Source organism: Sutcliffiella sp. NC1, from assembly GCF_027594365.1.
Classification (GTDB): domain Bacteria; phylum Bacillota; class Bacilli; order Bacillales; family Bacillaceae_I; genus Sutcliffiella; species Sutcliffiella cohnii.
In genome coordinates this window covers 3,313,731-3,338,143 of the sequence record NZ_CP115153.1, presented here as the reverse complement: position 1 = coordinate 3,338,143, position 24,413 = coordinate 3,313,731, and the positions used below count along the sequence as shown (strand labels likewise).

Genomic DNA, 24,413 nt, shown 5'->3' with positions numbered 1-24,413 from the left:
GGTGAGAAAATGAGTTATTTAACAGAATGGATTACGAGTATCATCTTATTTATTTTGTTAGCAACTGTTATTGATATGCTACTCCCTAACTCTAGCATGCAAAAGTATACGAAGCTTGTCATTGGATTACTATTAATCGTCATTATTTTAACACCAATATTTAAATTACTTTCTACAGATATGGACGAGCTATTTGCTAGTTTTTCCGATCATCCATCTATCATTTCAGAAAAAAATTTAAAAAATTCAACAGAATTGAAGAAAAGAGAAATACAAGCCTCATCTCGTGCATATAAATTAGAACAAATGGCTGTCCAACTAAAAGATTTAGTAGAAGAGGAGTTGATGGAGCAGTATGGGTTAATCGTAGAAGACATAGATTTAGATATTAAGGAAGATCCAGTCAACCATACAGAAGACGAAATAGAACATATCGCAATTTATCTAGTAGAAAAAGATTCCGTAACAGCCATTCGAGAAGTTGAGCCTGTTTCAATTGACACCTCCAAACCGATAGAACGACCAAAGCCAGCAAAAGAAACAGAAAACGTTCAAAGCTTTTTGTCCGAGCAGTGGCAAATACAAAGTACTCAAATTACGGTTGTAATGGAAGGGGGGAAAAGGTGAGCGTGGGAGATAAAGAGAAAAGTAAAGACTTTATTCCATGGTTAAAAGGGCTCCTATCGAGCGGAGATAAAAAATCCACCAAATTTCAATATATGCTAGTCGTTCTTACAATTGGAGTCGGGCTCATGCTTTTCAGTAATTTGTTTTTTGGAGAGAGTAATTTAACTGCAAATCCATCAGTTCCAACATTAGGAAGTGTAGAAAATGAAAACGATAACGAGCAACCAGCCTTTAGTCAAAAAAACACCGAAAACACACCTATGACGATTTCCGATTATGAAAGACATTATGAAAACCAGTTAAAAGAAGCAATTGAAGCTATGCAAGGTGTCGAAGAAGCAACAGTTGTTGTAAATGTCGATGCTTCTGAGCTGAAAGTGCTGCAAACAAATAAGTCTACTCATAATCAAAAAACGGAAGAAACAGATCGTGATGGTGGAAAGCGAAATGTGGAGGATGTTTCAAAAGATGAACAAGTCGTCATAACTAGAAGTGGGAATGACGAACAACCAATTATTATTGAAACGAAAAAACCACCCATTCGTGGCGTGTTAATCGTGGCTCAAGGGGCTGAAAGTATAACAATAAAACAGATGATAGTGGAAGCGGTAACGAGAGTACTTGATGTACCTCAACATAAAGTTGCTGTAGTTCCGAAAAAAACTAAGGGGGAATAAAAGATGTTATTGAAAAAACAAACAGTTTGGTTATTAACGATGTTAAGTTTAGTATTTGTCTTATCCGTTTATTATTTCGTAGGTGGTCCGAATGATCAATTAGCATTTGATGAAAATAAGCAAGAACAGCAAGATATGGATGCAACAAGTGGTGACAACGATGCTACTAAAGAAGATGATACAGATGTTGATGCAGATACTACAGGTGACAACGAAGTTATTTCACACATTTCCAGCGCAGAAGATTTAGCTGGCTTACGCTTTAAACTAAACGATATTAGAAGTAAACAAAAAGACGATTTAAGTGCAGTAACAGCAAATACTAGTCTTTCTATCGATGAAATTAATAAAGCGAAAGAAGAATTAAATGCGCTACACGACATAGAAAGTAAAGAATTAATGTTAGAACAACAAATTAAAAGTCGTGGTATTGACGATGCTCTAGTAAGAGTCATTAATGGTGAAGTTACAGTAATGCTTAAAGCTGAAGAAAGTTCACCTAAATTAGCGAATGAAATTTATCACTTAATTCGCGAGCAATTCCCAAATGTACGTAACGAAAACGTCGCAATCCAGTTCCAAGCAACTGCAACTGCAAACAACGACTAAAACCAAAAGCGCTAGGTACCCCTAGCGCTTTTTTGTGTATAAAATACTCAATTAAAAAAGGAATATCCATTTTACGTCGAATCTTATATATATATATCCGTAAATTACCTTGCTTCTAATGTTGTTTGAAATTCTCAAATCTATTTCAACGAATAGTAAAATTTCTCTATCGCATAAAAATCTAAGGTAGAATTCAACTTACTACGTTGTCAAAAATGAAGTGCTATTTTCCTTAAACGCACCTACTTTTAAGGGGAGACACCTATGCTAGTGGCAATTTTGCACTATGGGAATGAAAATGGGTAGATTTCATATAAGTTGCCAAAATTTTTCACCTCACAAAATACAGAACCGAGAGTGGAATGGAGCGAAAGACACTTGACTCCAGCGGGAGGTAGAGGGAAGGTCGAGACCCCACAGGCGAAGCCGAGGAGGCTTGACTCCACGAAAAGCGTAGGCGGCTCGCTCAGGTCCAATCAAACTGGACTTTTTCCGCAGGAGATAAAGGAAACACAGCGAACGATAGTGAGCTGATGTTGACTTATCGTACGGAGGAAAAGGGAAGTTTGAGCCGGACCTAGCCGCCGAAGCTAGCCATCTCCCCGCGGAAAGCAAGTGTCTGTAGCGAAATGAAACGGACTAACTTAAACCAATAACAACATTCATTGTTGTCTAAAAAAGAAATGTATTATCCAAAATACGTTTATTTTCAAGGTAGATAAAAAAGAACTAGTTAGTACTTGGTTATAATATCTATTACTATTTTTAAGTTGAATTTCATAGCTTCCTGTCGTATGATATAAAAGAAATTTTATTTTTTGTTTGTAATAGAAACATTTTAAACTAGGAGTGAAATAAAAATGTTAAAAATTCAAGAAATCCGTGAAATAATTAAACTAATCGACCAATCGAATATAGACGAGTTTTCGTACGAGCAAGAAGGTGCAAAACTTAAACTAAAGAAAAAAGGTGAAGTACATACAGTTGTTGCTTCTGCTCCAACACCGGCGCCAGTTCAACCAGCAGCAGTAGAAGCCCCAATCGCTGCAGCAGCTACGCCACAAGCAACACCAACAGCACAACCAGTAAAAGAAGAAACTAAACCTGTAGAAGATACGAACTTACACAAAATTACGTCTCCGATGGTAGGAACGTTCTATTCATCCCCATCACCAGATGCAAGTGCCTATGTTCAAATTGGAGATAAAGTAAGCGAAAATTCAGTAGTTTGTATTGTAGAGGCAATGAAACTTTTCAATGAAATTGAAGCAGAAGTAAAAGGTGAAATTGTAGAAATTTTAGTAGAAAATGGCCAATTAGTAGAATACGGTCAACCTTTATTCTTAGTAAAGCAAGCGTAAGGAGAGACTTTTATGATAAAAAAACTATTAATTGCAAATAGAGGAGAAATAGCTGTCCGCATCATTCGCGCTTGCCGTGAATTAGGGATTGAAACCGTTTCCATATTTTCGGAAGCCGATCGAGAAGCATTGCACGTACAGTTAGCGGACGAAGCTTATTGTGTAGGCCCAACATCTTCTAAGGACAGTTATTTAAATTTTACCAACATTATTAGCGTTGCTAAACTTACAGAATCTGATGCCATACATCCAGGTTATGGATTTTTAGCAGAGAATGCAGACTTTGCAGAGTTATGCCGTGAATGTAACATTACGTTCGTAGGACCGAGTCCAGAAGCAATTACAAAAATGGGTACAAAGGATATCGCGAGAGAAACAATGCGGGAAGCGAACGTTCCGATTGTTCCGGGTTCACAAGGAGTTATTGAATCTGTTGAGAATGGTGTGAAAATTGCCGAAGAAATTGGATATCCTGTTATTATTAAAGCTACCGCTGGTGGAGGCGGGAAAGGTATCCGTGTTGCGAGAGATAGAGAAGAATTAAAAAAAGGTATATCTATCACACAGCAAGAAGCAGCAACAGCATTTGGTAATCCAGGAGTTTATATTGAAAAATACATTGAAGATTTCCGTCACGTAGAAATCCAAGTGTTGGCAGATAATTTTGGTAATACCATTCATTTAGGAGAGAGGGATTGCTCTATCCAAAGACGTCTTCAAAAGTTAGTAGAGGAAACTCCATCTCCAGTAATCGATCCAGAAATGCGTGCTGAAATGGGCGAAGCAGCAGTAAAAGCAGCAAAAGCAGTAGACTATTCAGGTGCAGGTACGATAGAATTTATATATGACTACCAAAACCGTAAGTTTTACTTTATGGAAATGAATACAAGAATTCAAGTAGAGCATCCTGTAACTGAAATGGTAACTGGAGTCGATCTAATAAAAGAACAAATTCGTGTAGCTTCAGGAGAAAAGCTATCACTAACACAAGAAGATGTAACTTTTAACGGTTGGGCTATTGAATGTCGCATAAATGCAGAAAATCCAGAGAAGAATTTTATGCCGTCACCTGGTAAAATAGATATGTACTTACCTCCAGGCGGTTTCGGTGTTAGGGTTGATTCTGCTGTTTATCCTGGTTATGTAATTCCGCCATATTATGATTCGATGGTAGCGAAGCTCATTACATACGGTGCTACGAGGGAAGAAGCAATAGCAAAAATGAAACGTGCTTTAAGTGAATTTGTTATTGAAGGAGTTCACACAACGGTTCCGTTCCACTTAAAACTTATGGATCACGAAGTATTTAAAGACGGAAACTTTAATACGAAGTTTTTAGAGAAATACAAAGTGATGGAGTCTTAAAAGGAGGTAAAATAATGGCTGAAAAAAACTTGTTAGACATGAGTGGTCATGAATCACTTGGGAAAGTTGAAATTGCCCCAGAAGTAATTGAAGTGATAGCTGGTATTGCAGCATCTGAAGTAGATGGTGTAACGCAAATGCGTGGTAATTTTGCAGCTGGTGTTGTTGAAAAACTAGGCAAAAAAAACCACGGTAAAGGTGTAAAGGTAGACCTTTCAGAAGAAGGTATTAAAGTAGATGTATATTGTGTAATGAAGTTTGGGGTTTCCATTCCAACAGTTGCACAAAAAGTCCAAGACAATATTCGTCAAGCTTTATTTAATATGACAGCTCTAGAAATCTCGGAAGTAAACATTCATGTAGTTGGTGTTCAATTCGAAACAGCAAAACAAGAAGTAGAAGTAGATCAAGAAATGTAACACTTTCAAAGCCTTGTAAACTTGAGCGGTTTACAAGGCTTTTTATTTTTGCTATTGTTAAAAGTTGTTGACTTTGTTGAAGTGCATTATCTATTTATGAAGGAATCATCGTTGTATAAACGCAACAATAGTCGGAAAAGATGAAAAAAAGAATAGAATCGTTGAGTATATCTTTTTAAAGAGAAAATTGTTAGCTACTATAAAAATACCGTCATCTATTGTATCGGTAGTTTATGGGTGATTAGTCTTTATAGATACTCCGCTAAAAACGAATGAAAATAATAAAAAATAATAAAACGTTTGGGTTTTGGGTGAAAAAATGAAGAAAATAGTATACTTTTTTTAAAAAAGTGTGCTATTATCATTTTATACTCTTTAACTTCAATATAAGGAGAAAAGCAAAATGAAAAGAAGTTTAGCCAGAGAAAAAGCGTTACAAGCCATTTTTCAATTTGGAAAGAGTGAAATAACTCCGGATGAAGCCATTCAATATGTACTAGAGGATAATGAACAATCAGATCCTTTTTTACATAGTTTAGTAACAGGTACTTACAACAACTTACAAGAAATCGATGAAATTATAGTGAACCACTTAGAAAATTGGTCTTTTGACCGTTTAGGAAACGTAGACAGGACAATACTTCGCATTGCAGTTTATGAAATGAAGTATTTAGATGACGTTCCGGTAAAAGTGAGTATGGACGAAGCAATAGAGCTAGCAAAAAAATTCGGCGATGAAAAATCGAGTAAATTTGTAAATGCAGTCCTTTCAAAAGTTCAGCAGACAGTATCTTAATATATTTTTATACGATACAAACCTAGTAGCTCGATCATTCTTTAGAGGGTAAGGGGGAAACTGCATGTCAGCAGTCATCATTTCAGGAAAAGAACTAGCGACAGAAAAACGATCCTATATTAAAGAAAGAGTAGAACAACTAATTTCATCTAAATCTGTACAGCCTACACTAGCTGTAATATTAGTAGGAGACGATCCAGCTTCTCACTCGTATGTAAAAGCAAAAAAGAAAGCATGTGAAGAAGCGGGAATTAAATGTATCGTAGAACAATATCCTACCTCGTTAACAGAAAGTGAATTAGTTAATAGAATAGACGACTTTAACAAAGATTGTGCTATTGACGGTATATTAGTTCAGTTGCCTTTACCTAAACATATAAATGAGCTTGCTATAATTGAAAAAATCTCTCCAGAAAAGGATGTAGATGGTTTTCATCCAATCAACATTGGGCGTATGATGATTAATCAAGAAACGTTCCTTCCGTGTACACCTTACGGAATTTTAGAGATGATTAAATCATTAAAGGTAAGTATTACTGGCAAACATGTCGTTGTTATTGGACGAAGTAATATCGTTGGAAAACCAGTGGGTCAATTATTTTTAAAAGAAGACGCGACCATTACTTATTGTCATTCGAAAACAAAAAATATGGAAGAAATCACGAAACGTGCAGATATTTTAATTGTTGCTGTTGGCAAACCGAATATTATCACAGCTAATTTTGTTAAAGACGGGGCGATTGTAATTGATGTCGGTGTAAATCGACTAGAGAACGGTAAGCTTTGTGGAGATGTAAATTTTCAGGAAGTGAAAGAAGTTGCAAGTTATATTACACCAGTTCCGGGTGGTGTAGGTCCAATGACAATCACGATGTTACTTCAAAATACGCTTCAATCTGCTAGTAAAAAAGCAAATAAACTTAGTAAAAGTAGTACATAAAACCTGCTACTTTTCGGTTTCAACATAATATGATATGTTAAGAGGGGAAGAAAACGACAAAATTCTTCGTCTCTTTTTTTGTTTGAAAATTATAAGGAAAACGCTTCAAAAAGGAGCATTATGAATGAGTGAACAAAAGTATTTAACTGTTACGGCACTAACGAAATATATTAAACGAAAGTTCGATGTAGATCCTCATTTACAAGATGTTTTAGTTAAAGGGGAAATATCCAACTATAAGCAACATAGTCGTGGCCATATGTATTTTACACTAAAGGATGAAAATGCGAGACTGCAGGCTGTCATGTTTGCAGGAAATAATCGAAACCTTCCTTTTAAACCTGAGGAAGGGATGAAAGTATTAGTACGTGGAGAAATAACGGTCTACGAAGGCAGTGGGCAATACCAAATTTACATTAAAGAAATGCAGCCTGATGGAATTGGTAGCTTATATTTAGCTTACGAGCAATTAAAGAAAAAGCTATCTGAAGAGGGATTATTTGATGCGAAATATAAAAAAGCTATTCCACCTTTTCCTGAAAAAATTGGTGTGATTACATCGCCAACTGGCGCGGCTGTACGTGATATTATTACAACAATTAAGCGCCGTTATCCTATTTCTCAAATTATTGTTGTCCCTGCACTTGTTCAAGGTGGAAATGCAGCACCGTCCATTGTTCAAGCTATAAAGCAGGCAAACGAGCTTAATATGGATGTGCTAATTGTCGGACGTGGAGGCGGTTCGATTGAAGAGTTATGGGCTTTTAATGAAGAAATAGTAGCTCGAGAAATTTTTGGATCGAAAACACCTATTATTTCTGCAGTTGGGCATGAAACAGATTTTACAATTGCAGATTGGGTAGCTGATTTAAGGGCTCCAACACCGACAGCGGCAGCCGAATTAGCTGTACCTCACATAAAAGACTTAATGGATAAGTTATTAGATAGAAAAACAAGATTACATAGAGCATCTTATCACATTCTTTCTCAGCGGAAAGAACAGCTATCCTCTATCCAAAAATCATATGCATTTAGAAATCCTAAACAGTTATATGTACAAAAAGAGCAACAATTAGACCGGATGATGGAACTTTTAGACTACAACATAAAACGTACGATAGAACGGAAACGAAACGAATGGGAGCGGAGACACGAGTTGATTCGTCGCCATCATCCGAAAAAACAAGTATCGGATGGAGAAAATCTCGTAGCTAGTCAAACGAAATTACTTCAAAAAGCTATGCTACAGGTTTTGCAAAAGAAGAAATGGGAATTTGATAAAAGGCTATCTCAAATTGATGCATTAAGTCCGTTGAAAATTATGAATAGAGGATACAGTATTGCTTATAACGAAAATAACGATGTTATTAAACGAGTAGAGCAAACGAAAATTGGAGATCAAATGTCCATTCATGTTCAAAATGGCTTTATAAACTGTGAAGTAAAAAGTGTTAAGGAGGAACAAAAGGATGAGTGAGAAAAAGAATGAACTTTCATTTGAGGATGCAATAAAGCAGTTAGAACGTATAGTAGAAAAATTAGAACATGGGGATGTTCCGTTAGAAGAGGCTATAACTTATTATAAAGAAGGTATGAATCTTTCTAAGCATTGCCATGACCGATTAAAGCATGTAGAAGCACAAATGGAACAAATCCTCCGCGAAAATGGGGAGCTGGAGCCCTTCTCTGTACAGGAGGAGGAATAAATGGAATTAGTAAATTTAGAGCAATTTTTCAAAGAAAATAAACAATTAGTAGAAGAATATTTAACAGCCAATATATCTGAACTTCATGCACCTACTGTTATTGTGGATGCAATGAAATACTCATTAGATGCGGGCGGGAAAAGAATTAGACCACTATTGTTGTTGGCTACTTTGCAATCATTCGGCAAAGATGAAGCAATTGGTTTACCGGTGGCAGCTGCTGTTGAAATGATTCATACATATTCTCTAATTCATGATGACTTACCTTGTATGGATGACGATGATTACAGACGTGGTAAACTAACGAACCATAAAGTGTTCGGAGAAGCGATGGCGGTCCTAGCGGGTGATGCCCTACTTACGTTCAGCTTTCAAGTGATTACTAGGCTTATAAAGGAATATAAAATAGACCCGTTAACAGGAATGAAATTAGTAGAAGAGTTAGCGATGGCAGCAGGCCCTGAAGGAATGGTCGGTGGTCAAGTAGCTGATATGGAAGGTGAAGGAAAAAGTTTAAGTTTAAATGATTTAATCTATATTCATGAGCATAAAACAGGTAAGCTATTAGAATTTAGTTTAGTAGCTGGTGCGACACTTGCTAACGCTTCAGAAGAAGAAATCAAAAAACTAAGAGAAGTTGCTTATCACATAGGACTTGCTTTCCAAATTAAAGACGATATTCTAGATATAGAAGGAGAACAAGAAAAAATAGGTAAAAGAGTAGGTTCTGATACAGCTAATGATAAAGTGACATATCCATCTCTGTTAACGTTGGAAGGTGCCAAGGATAAATTACAAGAGCATATTAGTGCGGCAAAAGCCCTTCTTTCCTCTCTCGAACTGAAAAATGACCTCCTTCATCAAGTTTGTGACTTAATTGGTAACCGAGACCATTAAAGTCTTTCAAGATTGAGTGTTTTTAAACGATATGTTATAATTTATGGTACTTACAGGAGTGGTGCAGTATTCTAGTCAATCTACCTTTTTGGAAGGCGGGCCTAAAAATCCGCTAAAGGGCACATCGATGAAGTTTCTTGTGTCGGCTTGAGGCGCCCAGCTTTGGGTTGATGCAGGGAGTAAAGGAAGTAGGGCGATCCACAAAGGCATGTGGGCGTGGACCCTGCTTCCGCGGAGGCCCATTTTTTGCTTTTCGTCTTATAAAGGGAGAGGAGCGGAATGGTGATAAACCTGCTTATTCTTTTTACATGGGGAAAAAGAATGCAGCGTAGCCTGCCTTGAGTGGAGTTAGAGGGGATTGTAGGTACAGAGGGAATTAAAAGCAAGGCCAGTTTTTATTTCCTAATTAAGCTATATGAAATCTGCTCTGCAAAAGAGGCTAAGAAAAGGTTAAGGGTTGTGGAGGAAAACTCCTAGACTGTTCCTTTATGACATATATAGAGGATTATAGTGCGGACTAAGTGGTAATCCAGTCTAACAGCTGGCGACACTGTTAAGGTGAGTTTAAAGGGGAACCGCTCGGATGGCGACACCGAGTACTTGCTTGGGAAAACCTACTGGACCTAAGCCGCAGTCTTTACTCTATATATGACCACTCCACTTACATATTATTAGGAACGTGGAAAACTATATAGATATAATTAAGGAAATGAATACATGATAAATAAGTTTAAAGACGCAATAAATTGGAGTCTAGCGATTGCCGTTATCACGCTTGTGTTAGCGGCTATTTTTTCAATCGTTTCTACGCTACTCTTATCTGGCGTAACATGGGCGATTGGAATGTTAATCGTTTTTATTATTGTGTTAATTGGTATATTTTTTGATATGGTCGGTATTGCAGCAACTGCTGCTGACGAAACACCGTTTCATGCAATGGCATCAGAAAAAGTATTTGGTGCAAAACAATCGATTCATATCGTTCGAAATGCCGACCGATTCGCGAGCTTTTGTAATGATGTAATTGGAGATATATCTGGTATTATTAGTGGTACAGCTTCAGCTATAGTGGTAATTCAATTTACACTTTCTATGCAGCATCAAGAGGATTCCGCTTTTCATTACGTTATCTCTGTCGTTTTTACAAGTGTTGTAGCTGCGCTTACTGTTGGTGGTAAAGCATTTGGGAAGTCGTTAGCAATGAAATATTCAACTCCCATTATTTTTCAAGCTGGGAAAGTGTTTCATTTATTAGAAAATAACTTTAAAATTACTATTTTGAAGGATAATAAAAATAAGAAAAAAAGAAAACGAAAAAAGTAAGGAAAGAGAGTGGTCCCTCTTGGATGTTACAAAGATTACAAGCCCACAAATATTAAAAAAGATGTCAACGGAAGAGTTGGAAGCACTAAGTGCAGATATCCGTCAATTTTTAATTGAGAAGTTATCCAAAACAGGGGGACATATTGGTCCTAACTTAGGTGTGGTAGAACTAACTATTGCTCTTCATAAAGTTTTTGATAGCCCAAAAGATAAACTTTTATGGGACGTTGGACATCAATCATATGTTCATAAGATATTAACTGGTCGTGCCTGTGAATTTGATACGTTACGCCAATATAAAGGTCTTTGTGGATTCCCGAAAATGATTGAAAGTGAACATGATGTATGGGAAACCGGACATTCCTCCACTTCTCTTTCTGCTGCAATGGGTATGGTTGCGGCAAGAGATATTAAAGGTACAAAAGAGCACGTTATCCCAATTATTGGTGATGGAGCTCTAACCGGTGGAATGGCTTTAGAGGCACTTAACCATATTGGACATGAGAAGAAAAACATGATTGTTATCTTGAATGATAATGAAATGTCGATTGCTCCGAACGTTGGAGCACTTCATAGCGTTTTAGGAAGACTACGAACAGCTGGAAAGTATAATTGGGTAAAAGATGAATTAGAAATGCTGTTGAAGAAAATTCCGGCAGTTGGTGGAAAGCTAGCTTCCACTGCGGAAAGAATTAAAGACAGTGTGAAATATTTACTTGTAAGCGGAATGTTCTTTGAAGAGCTCGGCTTTACTTATTTAGGTCCAATTGATGGTCATAATTATCAGGAGCTTTTTGAGAATTTACAATATGCGAAGAAAACAGAAGGTCCGGTAATCGTTCATGTAATAACGAAAAAAGGTAAAGGGTTTAAGCCTGCTGAAACAGATAAGGTTGGAACGTGGCATGGTACAGGTCCATATAAAATAGAAACAGGAGATTTAATTAAACCTGTTAGTGCACCACCTGCATGGAGTAGTGTTATAAGTGAAACAGTTAGAAGACTGGCTAGAGAAGACGAGCGTATTGTTGCGATTACACCAGCAATGCCAGTAGGCTCTAAATTAGTTGGTTTTGCTAGTGAGTTCCCGGAAAGAATGTACGATGTAGGTATTGCAGAACAGCATGCTACCACCATGGCTGCTGGACTGGCTACTCAAAAAATGAAGCCGTTTTTAGCAATATACTCTACGTTTTTACAACGTGCGTATGACCAAGTAGTTCATGATATTTGCCGTCCGAATTTAAACGTATTTATCGGTATTGACCGTTCGGGCTTAGTTGGTGAAGATGGAGAAACTCACCAAGGGGTATTTGATATAGCATTTTTACGTCACTTGCCTAATTTAGTACTAATGATGCCGAAAGATGAGAACGAAGGCCAACATATGGTACATACATCTTTAACGTATGATGATGGCCCGATTGCACTACGTTTCCCTAGAGGTAATGGTCTAGGGGTGAAAATGGACGAAGAGCTTAAACAAATTCCGATTGGCTCTTGGGAAGTGTTAAAAGAAGGTAGCGATGCAGCAATTTTAACATTTGGTACAACCATTCCGATGGCATTGGAAGCAGCTGAACTTCTAGAAAAAGAGGATGTTTCTGTTAAAGTAATTAACGCTCGCTTTATTAAACCGATGGACGAAGGGATGCTTCATAGTTTATTGGAAGATTGTATGCCGTTATTAACAATTGAAGAAGCCGTTTTACAAGGGGGCTTCGGAAGTGCGGTGTTAGAATTTGCAAATGATCATGGCTATGCTTCCCCTATTAAACGTATGGGTATACCAGATCGTTTTATTGAACATGGTAGTGTAAAGGCGTTATTAGAAGAAATAGGACTCACAACTCCTGAAGTTGTGCGGACAATAAAGACGATTGCAAGAAGAAAACAAAAAAGGGCATAACAACATGACAAAAAAAGAAAGAATTGATGTTTTACTAGTTGAAAGAGGTTTAGTTGATTCTCGGGAAAAAGCTAAAAGATCCGTAATGGCTGGGTTAGTATATTCGAATGAGGAACGCTTAGACAAGCCCGGAGAAAAAATTGCAATTGATGCTCCTCTTACGATAAAGGGAAACGTACTTCCTTACGTAAGTAGAGGTGGCCTTAAGCTAGAAAAAGCATTAAAAGTATTCAATTTAAATATAAAAGACAAAATGATGATAGATATAGGAGCTTCTACTGGTGGTTTTACGGATTGTGCACTGCAAAATGGTGTGAAAAAAAGCTATGCTTTAGATGTTGGATACAACCAACTTGCGTGGAAGTTACGTCAAGATGAAAGAGTTATCGTAATGGAACGAACAAACTTCCGTTATGTTACCCCAAGTGATTTAACAGAAGGAATGCCTGAGTTTGCATCAATTGATGTATCTTTCATTTCGCTAAGATTAATACTACCTGTTTTAAAAGGACTTTTAGTTCCTGGTAGTGACGTTGTTGCCTTAGTAAAACCACAATTTGAAGCAGGTCGAGAGCAAGTTGGTAAAAAAGGGATTGTGCGTGACGCTAAAGTACATGAACAAGTGTTACATGACATTATTCAATTTGCCTTAAACCAACAGTATGTAATTGAAAACTTATCGTTTTCACCAATAACAGGTGGTGATGGGAACATTGAATTTTTACTCCACCTTTCTTACTATGGTGAAGACCATAAGAATGAAATAAAATTAAATGAGTCGATCGAAGAAGTCGTTAGCCAAGCACATGCACAACTTCGAGCTGCAAAAGGGGAATAACTATAAAAAGTTATTCCCTATTTTTTAGATTAATGAAAACATTATTATGAAACGATAAAAAAGAAACTTTTCGACATAATACTGATTTTTCTTCGTAAATTAGAGTTATTTTGAAGAAAAAAATCTTTTAATTATTCAATGATTGATTTACGATAAAGGTATATATTAGAAGGAATTGCTATTATTTAATATTAGGGGGTCAATGAATGACTAAGGGGCAGAGACATATAAAAATTAGGGAGCTCATTACAAATCGCGAAATTGAAACACAAGATGAATTAGTCGATTTATTAAAAGGGTTAGGCTTTAATGTAACTCAAGCAACGGTTTCTCGAGATATAAAAGAGTTACATTTAGTAAAGGTTCCAATGCAGGATGGTCGTTATAAATATAGCCTTCCAGCAGATCAGCGTTTTAACCCGTTACAAAAGCTAAGAAAATCACTACTTGATGCTTTCGTGAAATTAGATGTTGCTGGCCATATGATCGTAATGAAAACAATGCCTGGTAATGCTAATGCAATTGGAGTTTTAATAGATAATTTAGATTGGGTTGAAATATTAGGCACAATTTGTGGAGATGATACTTGTTTAATTATTTGTCGTACTCCAGAAGAAGCAAATCAGCTGTCAGACAAGTTTTTAGGAATGCTTTAAAACAAGAAAGAAAAATAAGGTGAGGTATTATGATTGCAGAACTTTCGATAAAAAACTTTGCAATAATCGAAGCGGTATCTATTTCGTTTGATAAAGGTTTAACGGTATTAACAGGTGAAACAGGTGCGGGTAAATCGATTATTATTGATGCCATCCACCTTTTAGCAGGTGGGCGAGGTTCGCAAGAATTTGTGAGGCATGGAGAAAAGAGGGCGGAAATTGAAGGTCTTTTTCTAATAGAAAGTGAAAAACATCCATGTATTCACGTTTGTCATGAGCTTGGAATTGAATTAGATGATAATATGGTCGTGCTTCGTAGGGAAATTCATGCATCAGGAAAAAGTGTTTGTAGAGTGAACGGGAAATTAGTAACTATTTCCGTTTTAAGAGAAGTTGGGCGTACGTTAGTAGACATTCACGGGCAGCACGAACATCAAGAATTAATGAATGCTGATTTACATATCGACCTATTAGATCAATTCGGAAATGAAGCGATAAACAAGTGTGTGGAAGCGTACAATAACGTATACGATCATTATAAAAGTTTAGAGGTAAGATTGAATGATTTAACGACAAATGAACAACAAATGGCACATCGGTTAGATCTAATTCAGTTCCAACTAGAAGAAATTAATAATGCTAAACTACAGCCGAAAGAAGAGGAAGAACTACTGGCAGAAAGAAATAAAATTAGTAACTATCAAAAACTTTTCCAAGCGTTAAACAATAGCTATTATAGTCTTCATGGTGAACAAAAAGGGTTAGATTGGGTTGGACATGCTATGAGTGAAACGGAAGCGCTAAAGGCAATCGATCCAAAATTGGGTACCATTTATGAAACGATTTCTAATGCCTATTATCAATTGGAAGAAGTTTCTTATCATATTCGTGATGAGATTGACCAATTAGAATATGACCCAGAACGTTTAGATTTTATAGAAGGTCGATTAAGTGAAATAAAGCAATTAAAAAAGAAGTATGGAAGTACTGTAGAAGAGATTTTAGAATATGCGGCAAAAATTGAAGAAGAACTCGAAACGATTCAAAATAAAGATTCTCACATCCACAAACTACAGCAGGAGCTTGAATCGGTTGAATCAGACCTTTTGTTAGAAGCGAAAGCTTTAACTGAAGCTAGAACGAAAGCTGCGGTAACATTAGAAGAGAAAATTCACGAACAGCTACGAGATCTTTATTTAGAAAAAGCAAACTTCAAAGTAAACGTTACTTCTCATAATAAATTTCAAAAAAATGGTGTAGATGCAGTAGAATTTTATTTAACGACAAATCCAGGCGAACCGTTAAAACCGTTAGCGAGAGTTGCTTCAGGTGGAGAGTTATCGCGTATAATGCTAGCGATGAAAAGTATCTTTTCCCAACATCAAGGTATTACATCGATTATTTTTGATGAAGTAGATACTGGTGTAAGTGGAAAAGTGGCTCAAGCAATTGCAAACAAAATTTATTCTGTTTCGGTGGAATCACAAGTTCTTTGTATTTCTCATTTACCACAAGTCGCTGCAATGAGCGATACGCATTTATTTATTAGTAAAGAAATTGATAAAGAGCGAACAAAAACAAGAGTTAACATTCTTTCAATCGAAGAAAAGGTTAACGAAATTGGACGAATGATATCAGGTATAGAAGTTACGGAACTCACGAAAGAACATGCAAAAGAATTATTACAACTCGCTAATCGCCAAAAAGGAATTAAATAAAAGTTTAACGTGGTTGTATAGGAATATTATATTCCTGTATAACCACTTTTTTATTTTTTAGGTGCTTCTAATTTTTTTCTTTCACACACGTATATCCTTGAAATTATAGTTAAGAAATATGCAAAAAATATCACTAAGTATAAATTATCCAAAAAGGGTATGTTTTTTATCATAAAGTTAGTTATAAATGTAGGGTAGAAGAGGCAATATTAGTAATGTAGCCATGAAAGGTGTGGGTTAGGAGCGAGGAGAGTGAAACAGTTGAAAAAAGATATAACGAGAAAATTGATAGGCGCATTTCTCCTTGTTTCCATCATGGTGTTATGTGTGTTCCAACCATTTAAAGAGTATGTACAAATCCCTACAAAAATAACCGTCTTTGAAGGACAAGGGATAACTTTTCCAGCAACATTACCAGTTCAAGCAAAAGTAGGTGGGACAGACACATCAGTCGATGTCTCACATAACGATGGAGTGGTTGCAGTTAGTGGAAGAAAAACTGGCCAAGGAAAAGTATTGTTAGAAATGGCTGGATTTCCAATTAAACAAATGAATGTTGATGTAATCCCGGAGTATAAAGTTTATCCTGGAGGTCAATCAATCGGTGTAAAACTAAATACAGTTGGCGTGCTAGTGGTTGGTCACCACTTAGTAGACACAGTAGACGGTAAGCATTCTCCTGGGGAAATTGCAGGAATTCAAGTTGGAGACATTATTACGAAAATTAATGGCAAAACCGTTGAACAAATGAGTGATGTTGCTCCTTTTGTACAAGAGGCAGGAAAAAAAGGTAAATCTCTGCAATTAGAAATTGCACGGGAGCAAGAAACAATTGAAACAGAATTAACACCGTTAAAAGATAAAGATGAAGATTCGTACCGAATAGGATTATATATTAGGGATTCAGCTGCTGGAATTGGAACGATGACATTTTACGATCCAAAAACAATGAGATATGGAGCTCTAGGGCATGTTATTTCTGATATGGATACGAAGAAACCAATTGTCGTTCAAGATGGACAAATTGTTCGTTCGACTGTTACGTCGATAGAAAAAGGAAGTAACGGTGTACCAGGTGAAAAACTCGCGAGATTTTCAAATGATCGAGAAGCAATTGGAGATATTACAAGGAATAGTCCATTTGGTATATTTGGCAAATTACACAAAGATATTCAAAATGGAAAAATGGACGAAGCTTTACCTATTGCGTTACCGCATGAAGTAAAGGAAGGTCCGGCAAAAATATTAACAGTTGTTGATGAAGATAAAGTTGAAGAATTTGATGTGGAAGTTGTAAGCAAAATAGAACAAAAGTTTCCAGCAACAAAAGGGATGGTAATAAAAATAACAGATCCTAAACTTTTGGAAAAAACCGGGGGAATTGTTCAAGGGATGAGTGGTAGTCCAATAATTCAAGATGGAAAAATAATTGGAGCTGTCACTCATGTATTTGTTAATGACCCAACAAGCGGATACGGAGTTCATATTGAATGGATGTTAAATGAAGCTGGGATTGATATTTACAATACAGAGGATGAGGAAAAAGCGAGCTGAAAACGGCTCGTTTTTTCTTTTATTATTAATCAAAATAATGTATGATGTACATAATATAAAGATTTTTCGACAAAGTTACTGCTATCCCTATGTCAAATATCGTAATTAGTCGAAAATAGCAGATAACTGAAGAAAAAACGAGATTTACTATAAAAATTACGATTTTTTTTAAAAATAAGAGGAAATGCTGTTGCGTTGTCGAAATGAATATGTAGAATAGAAATAGATGACAAATATGTTTATGGAACTGAGGAGGAAATTTGTTTGATGAAAACTAAAGTTTGTGTAGTAGATGATAATCGAGAATTAGTTGGGTTGCTTGAAGATTATATTTCAGCTCAGGAAGATATGGAAGTTGTTGGTACTGCTAGTAACGGTCAAGAGTGTTTACAGCTTCTTGAGAAAAGTAATCCAGACGTACTTATATTAGATATTATTATGCCACATTTAGATGGTTTAGCTGTCTTAGAAAGAATGAGAGCATTAAATCTTACTAAACAACCGAATGTTATTATGTTAACTGCCTTCGGTCAAGAAGATGTGACAAAAAAAGCTGTAGAGTTAGGCGCATCTTATTTTATATTAAAACCGTTTGATATGGAACATTTAGTAAGTAATATTCGTCAAGTTAGTGGTAAAGCTGCACCGATCATCAAGAGTTCACACCAAACATTCGTACGTCATTCAGAGCCGAAAACGAAAAATTTAGATGCTAGTATTACTAGTATTATTCATGAAATTGGAGTTCCGGCACATATAAAAGGATATTTATATTTACGTGAAGCAATTTCTATGGTATATAACGATATTGAGCTTTTAGGCTCCATCACAAAAGTTTTATACCCTGATATCGCTAAAAAGTTTAACACTACTGCAAGCCGTGTGGAGCGTGCAATTCGTCATGCGATTGAAGTAGCCTGGAGCCGTGGCAACATAGATTCTATTTCCTCCTTATTCGGTTATACGGTTTCCATGTCTAAAGCTAAACCAACAAACTCAGAATTCATCGCAATGGTCGCTGATAAACTTCGCTTGGAGCATAAAGCTTCTTGAGAGGGTAAGGAAAATAAAGAATAATTCAAACACCCTTCTTAAGTTGAAGGGTGTTTTTTTTGCATAGTAAAAAGACACCCATATTTAATGATGAATCTCACATAATGGCTGTCTTGTGTATAACATTATTTACGATTACTTGCTTCTTCGCGTTCTATTTCAATAAGCTTTTGAATTAAAATATGTTGAGGTGTGTGCATCACTTGTTCTAATGGTACGTCTAATGCTTTTGCTAATTTTTGCGCTGTTTCTGCAGAGATTTGTAAAGGTCTCATTTTATCACCTCTTTCAACTAATTATAATATATTTGTACTAAAATATTCGGCAGATGGCAAATGATAAAGGGTGTAGGAGGATAAATATGGATACTAAAATTTTCGGTCATAGAGGAGCGGCTGGTACGCATCCAGAAAATACGATGATTAGTTTTCAACAAGCAAAAAAAGTAGGGGCAGATGGAATTGAACTGGATGTCCAATTGAGTTCAGATGGCGTTCCTGTTGTCATACATGATGAAAAAGTTGACCGAACAACAGACGGTTCTGGTTTTGTAAAAGATAAAACGATGGAAGAATTAAAACAATTAAACGCAGTATTTAAATTTAAACAGTTTGATTTTTGTCCAATCCCAACATTACAGGAAGTTTTGGAGTGGGCAAGTCAGACGACTTTACTTATTAATATTGAATTAAAAAACAGTGTAATTGCTTATGAAGGACTAGAAGAAAAAGTAGTGGAACTAGTAAAGCTCTATAAAGTAGAAAAACAAACAATCTTTTCTAGTTTTAATCATTATAGTATTTCTAAACTACATCGGATAGCGCCTCACATTGAAAAAGCAATTCTATACTCTGAAGGGTTGTTTGAACCGTGGAATTATGCACATGTTGTAGGGGCGCAAAGTTTACACCCTAATAAAGGAGTTGCTACTAAAGCGATCGTTAAAGCTGCCGGAAGTAAAGGAATCCAGGTGCGTCCGTATACAGTGAATGATGAAAGAACGATGAAAAAGATGTTTGCCATGAATGTATCCGGCTTCTTCACGGATTATCCAGAAAAAGCGCTCCAAATTAGAGAAAAAATTGAGTCATGTCCACTTAAATAATTGTAATCGGCGTCTTCCCATTTGTGAGGACGCTTATTTTAATTATTTGTGACTTACCTTACGGAACGACTGGGAGGGTGATATGGTCAATGCAATAGGAAAATTTGTACTTAACTAATAAAATTTTTAAAATCCATATTGAGGTAACGAACAAAGAAAGTCCTAAAAGTCAGTTTCTACTGACTTATAGGACAGCCTCATTTTTTCTGAAACCTATTTTGAACTTTATTTCGTTTTCGATCTCGGTAAAATATAAACCCAGCCACAAACCAAAGGCCAATTCCTAAAAACAAAAGACCGACAACGAACTGTAACAATAATGAAGGAATAGGAGCGTGCAAAACGCCGAAAATCATATCTCTCATTAATTTAATACCTAATACAGCTAACAATGCTGGCAACACTAAAATAGTTAATGCAATAATTCGTTGCATGAGCTCATAAAGCCTCACTTCCTATAAATGCTAGAATATCTGAAATAAGTATATCAGATATTCTGTTGCAAGGAATAGCAATAACATATATTATTAAAGTGTGCAAACATTTTCAATCAAATGAAAAAGGGTATGAAAAATTTTTCATGGTTTATATAAATTATGAGTTGATAAGGGGTCTGTTATGCAATCTGTATTAATTGTAGGCGCAGGTAAAGGCGGTTCTGCAATGCTAAGAATGCTTATGCATTCAGAAATGTTTTTAGTGAAAAGGATAGTTGACATTAGAGAAGATGCACCGGGATTAAAGTTTGCAACTACTTTGGGAATTGACACAGGAGTTAAGTGGCAAGATTATTTGTCTGATGATCTCGACATTATTATTGAAGCAACTGGCTCAGATGAAGTCTTTCAAGCAATTAGAGGTGCAAAGGGCAAGAAAACGGTGCTCGTTCCAGGAAGTGTTGCTTCTATATTTGCAAGATTAGTCGAAAAGCATGAAGCGTTAATTTCGAAACTTCAACAAGAGTCACATAAACGAGATTTAATCTTTAATAATTTACACGATGGGTTAATTGGAATTGATTCAGCGGGAATTATTCATTTTTATAATAAAAGTGCAGAAAAAATTGTTGGAGTTAGAAAAAAAGAAGCACTTCACAAACATATTTTGGAGACAATACCATCAAGTAGATTACCAAATGTATTACATAGTAAAAGGGTAGAAAAGAATAGCGAATTACTTCTGGAAAATGGAAAACGAGTAATTAGTACTAGAAGTCCAATCATCGATGAAGATGGAAATGTATTAGGAGCATTCTCGGTATTTAAAGATATTACGGAAGTAATGAATTTAGCGGAGGAAGTGACTAACTTAAAGGAAATCCAGTCTATGCTGGAATCCATTATTCAATCTTCAGATGATGCGATCTCGGTAGTTGATGAATTCGGTCGAGGATTAATGATCAACCGTGCATACTCTAGGCTCACAGGTTTGAAAGAAGAACAAGTTGTCGGCAAGCCAGCTACTGCCGATATTTCAGAAGGCGAAAGTATGCATATGAAAGTATTGGAAACGAGACGAGCTGTTCGTGGAGTGAAAATGAAAGTTGGTCCTTCTAAAAGAGAAGTAATTGTCAATGTTGCGCCTGTTATCGTGGACGGTAAGCTTAAAGGAAGTGTTGGGGTCATTCATGATGTTTCAGAAATACAAAACTTAACGAATGAATTAAACCGTGCTCGACAAATCATCCGAACCCTTGAAGCGAAATATTCATTTGATGATATTATCGGTTCTTCCGAAGAAATGCGATTGGCAGTAGAGCAAGCTAAATTAGGTGCAAGAACACCTGCTACTGTTTTGTTAAGGGGAGAATCTGGAACGGGTAAAGAACTGTTTGCTCACGCTATCCATAATGGAAGTGAACGAAAATATAATAAATTTATCCGTGTCAATTGTGCAGCAATATCTGAAACGTTGCTAGAAAGTGAATTATTCGGGTATGAAGAAGGTGCTTTTTCAGGTGCTAAACATGGAGGGAAAAAGGGTCTTTTTGAAGAAGCGAATAATGGTAGTATTTTTTTGGATGAAATTGGAGAATTATCTGCTAATACACAAGCAAAACTATTAAGGGTATTACAAGAAGGTGAAATAGTTCGTGTTGGAGGAACGAAACCGATTTCTATAAATGTCCGAGTTATTGCAGCAACGAACGTCAATTTAGAAAAAGGTATAGTGGAAGGTACTTTTCGGGAGGATTTGTATTATCGTTTAAATAGAATGCCCATTCATATCCCGTCTTTGAGAAAAAGAAAAGAGGATATACCTTCCCTTTGTAAACATTTAATTCAAAAAATTAATCAAGATTATGGTAGGACAATTGAAGGGTTAACCGAAGGTGCTATTACTTACTTAATGAAATATGATTGGCCAGGTAATGTAAGGGAATTGGAAAATATTTTAGGTCGTGCAATCATTTTTATGAATAATCATGAACTGTATATTGATTTATCTCATATTCCTGATTTAAACACGAAAAATGAAGAAGATATAAAAGAAGAAACAGAAATGTTCATCCCGGAAAACAGAAACTTAACGGAAATGTTAGAGAGTTATGAAGAGGGTATTATAAAAAAGACGTTAAGTAAAAATAACGGAAATAAAACAAAAACGGCGAAAGAACTTGGTGTTTCTATACGTAATTTATATTATAAAATGCAAAAATACGAAATTGAATAAAGTTGCATGCAATATTTTGCATATATTGCAAAGGAATGCACGGTCAAAAAATAAAAAATGAAGCGTTTTCAATATTTAAAAGTTGGCACGGTTCTTGCATTTATGAAAGTGTAAGCAAGAAAGGAAGGGTTGGAAGTGAAACTAGAACAATTAATCAACAAAGCAACCCAAATGACTCCTAAAGTGGTAGCTGTCGCTGCTGCAGAAGACTCTGAAGTAATGGTGGCAGTATCAGAAGCTGTAAAAAAAGGATTAGCCTCCTTCTTACTTTTTGGTGATGAAGAAAAGATAATGGAGTTATTGTCTGTTAATGGGTTAGCCGTAATGGAAGATAAGATAAAAGTAGTACAAGCAGCTAATGAAAAAGAAGCTGCAGCACTTGCTGTAAAGGCAGTGTCTAGTAAAGAAGCAGATGTCTTAATGAAAGGACATGTATCCACTGCAACTATTTTAAAAGAAGTATTAAATAAAGAATACGGTCTACGCACAGGTAATGTATTGTCACATGTTGCAGCCTTTGAAGTGCCTGGCTATGATCAGTTAATTTTTGTTACGGATGCTGCAATGAATATTGAACCAACTATTGAGCAGAAAGTTCAAATTGTTAACAATTCAGTAAACTTCGCTCGTGCTGTAGGTGTAGAAGTGCCCAAAGTTGCACCCTTAGCCGCAGTTGAAGTAGTGAACCCAAGCATGCGAGCAACGGTTGATGCAGCACTGTTAACTCAAATGAATAAACGTGGACAAATAAAAAACTGTATTATTGATGGCCCTCTTGCTTTAGACAATGCTGTATCTCAGTTGGCTGCCGAACAAAAAGGGATAGCTGGTGAAGTAGCTGGTCATGCAGATATATTATTTGTACCAACAATTGAGGTCGGCAACGTCCTATATAAATCACTTATTTACTTTGCCAATGCTAAGGTTGGAGCAGTTATTACAGGCGCAAAGGCACCGATTGTTTTAACGTCTCGTGCTGATTCAGCAGAGAGTAAATTAAATTCATTAGCTTTAGCTGTTAGCGCAGTTTAAACATATAAATTTGGGGAGGAATACTAACATGGAAATTTTCAAATATATGGAGAAATATGATTACGAACAACTAGTCATTTGCCAAGATAAAACTTCAGGTTTAAAAGCAATTATCGCTATTCACGACACAACATTAGGTCCAGCTTTAGGTGGTACACGTATGTGGACTTATGAGTCTGAAGAAGCTGCGATTGAAGATGCTCTACGCTTAGCAAAAGGTATGACATATAAAAATGCTGCTGCAGGATTAAATCTTGGTGGTGGTAAAACAGTTATCATCGGCGACCCACGTAAAGATAAAAATGAAGAAATGTTCCGTGCTTTTGGACGATACATTCAAGGCTTAAACGGACGTTATATTACAGCAGAAGATGTTGGTACTACAGTTGCAGATATGGATTTAATTTATGAAGAAACGAATTATGTTACTGGTGTATCACCTGCATTTGGCTCATCTGGTAATCCTTCACCTGTAACGGCATACGGTGTATATCGTGGTATGAAAGCAGCTGCGAAAGAAGCGTTCGGTACTGATTCTTTAGAAGGAAAAGTAGTAGCTGTGCAAGGTATAGGAAACGTTGCATTTAACTTATGTCGTCATCTACATGAAGAAGGCGCACAATTAATCGTTACCGATATTAATAAAGAAGCTGTACAACGTGCTGTAGAACAATTTGGAGCAAAAGCTGTTGATCCAGCAGACATTTATAGCGTAGAATGCGATATTTATGCTCCATGTGCTCTTGGTGCAACTATTAATGATGAAACAATTCCACAAATTAAGGCAAAAGTTATTGCTGGAGCAGCGAATAACCAATTATTAGATACTCGTCACGGTGACATTATTCATGAAATGGGCATCGTTTATGCACCTGATTACGTAATTAACGCAGGTGGTGTTATTAACGTTGCAGATGAGCTTTATGGATATAACCGCGACCGTGCGATGAAAAAAGTAGAAACAATCTACAACAACATTGAGCGTGTAATTGAAATTGCTAAACGTGACAATATCCCAACATACCTAGCTGCAGATCGTCTGGCAGAAGAAAGAATTGAACGAGTGAGAAATTCTCGTAGTCAGTTCCTACAAAACGAAAAACATATTTTAAGTCATCGTAAATAATAAACAGAAAAGGATACGGAAAGAGGGTT

The 24,413-nt window shown here is 36.3% G+C and carries 24 protein-coding genes; 22 read left to right on the top strand and 2 right to left on the bottom strand.

Annotated elements, in window-relative coordinates; translation table 11 throughout:
* Positions 1-9: 9 nt before the first annotated feature.
* From spoIIIAF to spo0A, 18 genes are all read left to right on the top strand, one after another.
* Complete coding sequence (gene spoIIIAF / locus O1A01_RS17445; RefSeq protein ID WP_270064586.1) at positions 10-627, top strand: stage III sporulation protein AF; 618 nt, start codon at positions 10-12, stop codon at positions 625-627.
* Positions 624-1,304, top strand: a complete 681-nt coding sequence (gene spoIIIAG / locus O1A01_RS17440; protein ID WP_235858200.1) for a stage III sporulation protein AG — start codon at positions 624-626, stop codon at positions 1,302-1,304. The genes spoIIIAF and spoIIIAG overlap by 4 nt, the downstream gene beginning before the upstream one ends.
* A gap of 3 nt (positions 1,305-1,307) precedes the next feature.
* The gene (locus tag O1A01_RS17435; protein WP_270064585.1) at positions 1,308-1,913 is read left to right on the top strand and encodes a SpoIIIAH-like family protein; all 606 of its coding nucleotides are present in this window, start codon (positions 1,308-1,310) and stop codon (positions 1,911-1,913) included.
* An 860-nt stretch (positions 1,914-2,773) separates the two neighbouring features.
* Entirely contained in the window at positions 2,774-3,274 is a 501-nt protein-coding gene (gene accB, locus O1A01_RS17430; protein ID WP_066412943.1) for an acetyl-CoA carboxylase biotin carboxyl carrier protein, read from the top strand.
* A gap of 12 nt (positions 3,275-3,286) precedes the next feature.
* Complete coding sequence (gene accC / locus O1A01_RS17425) at positions 3,287-4,639, top strand: acetyl-CoA carboxylase biotin carboxylase subunit (RefSeq protein WP_066412945.1); 1,353 nt, start codon at positions 3,287-3,289, stop codon at positions 4,637-4,639.
* Positions 4,640-4,653: 14 nt separating this feature from the next.
* The gene (locus O1A01_RS17420) at positions 4,654-5,058 is read left to right on the top strand and encodes an Asp23/Gls24 family envelope stress response protein (protein ID WP_066412946.1); all 405 of its coding nucleotides are present in this window, start codon (positions 4,654-4,656) and stop codon (positions 5,056-5,058) included.
* Positions 5,059-5,461: 403 nt separating this feature from the next.
* Positions 5,462-5,854 (top strand): transcription antitermination factor NusB, encoded by a 393-nt coding sequence (nusB, locus tag O1A01_RS17415; RefSeq protein ID WP_066412947.1) that lies wholly within the window; start codon positions 5,462-5,464, stop codon positions 5,852-5,854.
* Positions 5,855-5,918: 64 nt separating this feature from the next.
* A complete protein-coding gene (gene folD, locus O1A01_RS17410) occupies positions 5,919-6,794 on the top strand; it encodes a bifunctional methylenetetrahydrofolate dehydrogenase/methenyltetrahydrofolate cyclohydrolase FolD (protein WP_066412948.1) in 876 nt (291 codons plus the stop codon).
* 124 nt (positions 6,795-6,918) lie between these two features.
* Positions 6,919-8,271 carry an exodeoxyribonuclease VII large subunit gene (gene xseA, locus O1A01_RS17405; RefSeq protein ID WP_270064584.1) on the top strand — a complete coding sequence of 451 codons (1,353 nt, stop codon included), beginning with the start codon at positions 6,919-6,921 and terminating at the stop codon, positions 8,269-8,271.
* Positions 8,264-8,500 (top strand): exodeoxyribonuclease VII small subunit, encoded by a 237-nt coding sequence (locus O1A01_RS17400; RefSeq protein WP_066412956.1) that lies wholly within the window; start codon positions 8,264-8,266, stop codon positions 8,498-8,500. The genes xseA and O1A01_RS17400 overlap by 8 nt, the downstream gene beginning before the upstream one ends.
* The gene (locus tag O1A01_RS17395; RefSeq protein WP_066412959.1) at positions 8,501-9,397 is read left to right on the top strand and encodes a polyprenyl synthetase family protein; all 897 of its coding nucleotides are present in this window, start codon (positions 8,501-8,503) and stop codon (positions 9,395-9,397) included. It begins immediately after the preceding gene.
* Positions 9,398-10,114: 717 nt separating this feature from the next.
* Entirely contained in the window at positions 10,115-10,720 is a 606-nt protein-coding gene (locus tag O1A01_RS17390; protein WP_066412962.1) for a hypothetical protein, read from the top strand.
* 19 nt (positions 10,721-10,739) lie between these two features.
* Positions 10,740-12,629 (top strand): 1-deoxy-D-xylulose-5-phosphate synthase, encoded by a 1,890-nt coding sequence (gene dxs, locus O1A01_RS17385; protein ID WP_066412965.1) that lies wholly within the window; start codon positions 10,740-10,742, stop codon positions 12,627-12,629.
* Between the two features lie 4 nt (positions 12,630-12,633).
* Positions 12,634-13,467 carry a TlyA family RNA methyltransferase gene (locus O1A01_RS17380; RefSeq protein ID WP_066412967.1) on the top strand — a complete coding sequence of 278 codons (834 nt, stop codon included), beginning with the start codon at positions 12,634-12,636 and terminating at the stop codon, positions 13,465-13,467.
* Between the two features lie 206 nt (positions 13,468-13,673).
* On the top strand, positions 13,674-14,123 hold the full coding sequence (ahrC, locus tag O1A01_RS17375; protein ID WP_066412969.1) for a transcriptional regulator AhrC/ArgR: 450 nt from the start codon (positions 13,674-13,676) through the stop codon (positions 14,121-14,123).
* Positions 14,124-14,152: 29 nt separating this feature from the next.
* The gene (gene recN / locus O1A01_RS17370; RefSeq protein ID WP_270064583.1) at positions 14,153-15,841 is read left to right on the top strand and encodes a DNA repair protein RecN; all 1,689 of its coding nucleotides are present in this window, start codon (positions 14,153-14,155) and stop codon (positions 15,839-15,841) included.
* 261 nt (positions 15,842-16,102) lie between these two features.
* Positions 16,103-17,395, top strand: a complete 1,293-nt coding sequence (gene spoIVB / locus O1A01_RS17365; protein WP_270066431.1) for a SpoIVB peptidase — start codon at positions 16,103-16,105, stop codon at positions 17,393-17,395.
* Between the two features lie 264 nt (positions 17,396-17,659).
* Positions 17,660-18,448: a sporulation transcription factor Spo0A gene (gene spo0A / locus O1A01_RS17360; RefSeq protein ID WP_066412973.1), complete on the top strand. Its 789-nt coding sequence runs from the start codon at positions 17,660-17,662 to the stop codon at positions 18,446-18,448.
* 125 nt (positions 18,449-18,573) lie between these two features.
* Here the strand turns inward: spo0A and O1A01_RS17355 are convergent, their stop codons facing one another.
* Complete coding sequence (locus O1A01_RS17355) at positions 18,574-18,723, bottom strand: YycC family protein (RefSeq protein ID WP_084380230.1); 150 nt, start codon at positions 18,721-18,723, stop codon at positions 18,574-18,576.
* 86 nt (positions 18,724-18,809) lie between these two features.
* Between O1A01_RS17355 and O1A01_RS17350 the strand changes: the two genes are divergently transcribed.
* A complete protein-coding gene (locus tag O1A01_RS17350; protein WP_270064582.1) occupies positions 18,810-19,553 on the top strand; it encodes a glycerophosphodiester phosphodiesterase in 744 nt (247 codons plus the stop codon).
* Between the two features lie 197 nt (positions 19,554-19,750).
* Here O1A01_RS17350 and O1A01_RS17345 read toward each other — a convergent pair whose 3' ends face one another.
* Positions 19,751-19,987, bottom strand: a complete 237-nt coding sequence (locus O1A01_RS17345) for a DUF2627 domain-containing protein (protein WP_066412980.1) — start codon at positions 19,985-19,987, stop codon at positions 19,751-19,753.
* A gap of 184 nt (positions 19,988-20,171) precedes the next feature.
* On the opposite strand from O1A01_RS17345, the gene O1A01_RS17340 reads away from it, so the two are divergent.
* From O1A01_RS17340 to bcd, 3 genes are all read left to right on the top strand, one after another.
* On the top strand, positions 20,172-22,226 hold the full coding sequence (locus O1A01_RS17340; protein WP_270064581.1) for a sigma 54-interacting transcriptional regulator: 2,055 nt from the start codon (positions 20,172-20,174) through the stop codon (positions 22,224-22,226).
* 135 nt (positions 22,227-22,361) lie between these two features.
* Positions 22,362-23,258: a phosphate butyryltransferase gene (gene yqiS, locus O1A01_RS17335; RefSeq protein WP_270064580.1), complete on the top strand. Its 897-nt coding sequence runs from the start codon at positions 22,362-22,364 to the stop codon at positions 23,256-23,258.
* A 28-nt stretch (positions 23,259-23,286) separates the two neighbouring features.
* A complete protein-coding gene (gene bcd / locus O1A01_RS17330; protein WP_066412985.1) occupies positions 23,287-24,384 on the top strand; it encodes a branched-chain amino acid dehydrogenase in 1,098 nt (365 codons plus the stop codon).
* The last annotated feature ends 29 nt before the right edge of the window (positions 24,385-24,413 follow it).

Coding starts and splice junctions, on each gene's coding strand:
- spoIIIAF (WP_270064586.1), top strand. CDS start 10: ATGAGTTATTTAACAGAATGGATTACGAGTATCATCTTATTTATTTTG.
- O1A01_RS17435 (WP_270064585.1), top strand. CDS start 1,308: ATGTTATTGAAAAAACAAACAGTTTGGTTATTAACGATGTTAAGTTTA.
- accB (WP_066412943.1), top strand. CDS start 2,774: ATGTTAAAAATTCAAGAAATCCGTGAAATAATTAAACTAATCGACCAA.
- accC (WP_066412945.1), top strand. CDS start 3,287: ATGATAAAAAAACTATTAATTGCAAATAGAGGAGAAATAGCTGTCCGC.
- O1A01_RS17420 (WP_066412946.1), top strand. CDS start 4,654: ATGGCTGAAAAAAACTTGTTAGACATGAGTGGTCATGAATCACTTGGG.
- nusB (WP_066412947.1), top strand. CDS start 5,462: ATGAAAAGAAGTTTAGCCAGAGAAAAAGCGTTACAAGCCATTTTTCAA.
- folD (WP_066412948.1), top strand. CDS start 5,919: ATGTCAGCAGTCATCATTTCAGGAAAAGAACTAGCGACAGAAAAACGA.
- xseA (WP_270064584.1), top strand. CDS start 6,919: ATGAGTGAACAAAAGTATTTAACTGTTACGGCACTAACGAAATATATT.
- O1A01_RS17400 (WP_066412956.1), top strand. CDS start 8,264: ATGAGTGAGAAAAAGAATGAACTTTCATTTGAGGATGCAATAAAGCAG.
- O1A01_RS17395 (WP_066412959.1), top strand. CDS start 8,501: ATGGAATTAGTAAATTTAGAGCAATTTTTCAAAGAAAATAAACAATTA.
- O1A01_RS17390 (WP_066412962.1), top strand. CDS start 10,115: ATGATAAATAAGTTTAAAGACGCAATAAATTGGAGTCTAGCGATTGCC.
- O1A01_RS17380 (WP_066412967.1), top strand. CDS start 12,634: ATGACAAAAAAAGAAAGAATTGATGTTTTACTAGTTGAAAGAGGTTTA.
- ahrC (WP_066412969.1), top strand. CDS start 13,674: ATGACTAAGGGGCAGAGACATATAAAAATTAGGGAGCTCATTACAAAT.
- recN (WP_270064583.1), top strand. CDS start 14,153: ATGATTGCAGAACTTTCGATAAAAAACTTTGCAATAATCGAAGCGGTA.
- O1A01_RS17355 (WP_084380230.1), bottom strand. CDS start 18,723: ATGAGACCTTTACAAATCTCTGCAGAAACAGCGCAAAAATTAGCAAAA.
- O1A01_RS17350 (WP_270064582.1), top strand. CDS start 18,810: ATGGATACTAAAATTTTCGGTCATAGAGGAGCGGCTGGTACGCATCCA.
- O1A01_RS17345 (WP_066412980.1), bottom strand. CDS start 19,987: ATGCAACGAATTATTGCATTAACTATTTTAGTGTTGCCAGCATTGTTA.
- O1A01_RS17340 (WP_270064581.1), top strand. CDS start 20,172: ATGCAATCTGTATTAATTGTAGGCGCAGGTAAAGGCGGTTCTGCAATG.
- bcd (WP_066412985.1), top strand. CDS start 23,287: ATGGAAATTTTCAAATATATGGAGAAATATGATTACGAACAACTAGTC.